Origin of the sequence: Mesonia sp. K4-1, assembly GCF_008017825.1 — a bacterium.
Lineage (GTDB): Bacteria > Bacteroidota > Bacteroidia > Flavobacteriales > Flavobacteriaceae > Mesonia.
On sequence record NZ_VRLS01000087.1, the window covers coordinates 1 to 682 of the forward strand.

Sequence of the window (682 nt, forward strand, 5' to 3'; positions counted from 1 at the left end):
TGCCCGTGATCCCTCCCCGAGAAACTTCAAACATACCTTTTACCCGATTGGCATTATTAAGAAGCATGATTTGAAAGCTTTCACAAAGTTCTATATTCTGTTTATCCCATTGTTTGTGGGCTATGGTTGCTGCTTTTCGGGAACAGTTTATTTTAGGTAGTGAACTTGATATTAAACCACCACTGTAACTGATCCTTATTTCATTTACTTTTGTTTTCATCATTAGTTTATTTAAGGAGTTGATAATAAAAAGAGGGTAAGCTTTTGAGAAAGAACACCCTCTTTATTTTAAAAATTACTCATGGGTATTTTCGTTATTCCCCAAGAACAGGATCTCGTTTACCAAAACCTCGGTCACATATTTTTTGTTCCCCTCCTCGGTCTCATAAGAGCGGGTGGTCAATTTTCCCTGTACCGCAATTTCTTTTCCCTTACTCACATAGTTTTCGATAAGTTCCGCTTGTTTCCCCCAAGCCACTAGGTTGTGCCATTGGGTATCCTGCACCATCTCCCCTTCACGCTTATAGTATTCATTGGTTGCCAATGACAAACGGCATACTTTTTTACCACTTTCAAAGGTGGTGGTTTCAGGGGCATTTCCAACATTTCCAATTAACTGTACTTGATTTCTTAGATTACTCATAACATTAAGATTTAAAAAATTAAACATTGATTTATTTAT

The 682-nt window shown here is 37.1% G+C and carries 1 protein-coding gene and 1 pseudogene; both read right to left on the reverse strand.

Annotated elements, in window-relative coordinates; genetic code table 11:
* A pseudogene (locus tag FT986_RS14350) lies at positions 1-220 on the reverse strand (DNA repair protein); the annotation flags it as partial.
* A 75-nt stretch (positions 221-295) separates the two neighbouring features.
* On the reverse strand, positions 296-643 hold the full coding sequence (locus tag FT986_RS14355) for a single-stranded DNA-binding protein (protein WP_147865661.1): 348 nt from the start codon (positions 641-643) through the stop codon (positions 296-298).
* Positions 644-682 lie beyond the last annotated feature (39 nt).

Coding starts and splice junctions, on each gene's coding strand:
- FT986_RS14355 (WP_147865661.1), bottom strand. CDS start 643: ATGAGTAATCTAAGAAATCAAGTACAGTTAATTGGAAATGTTGGAAAT.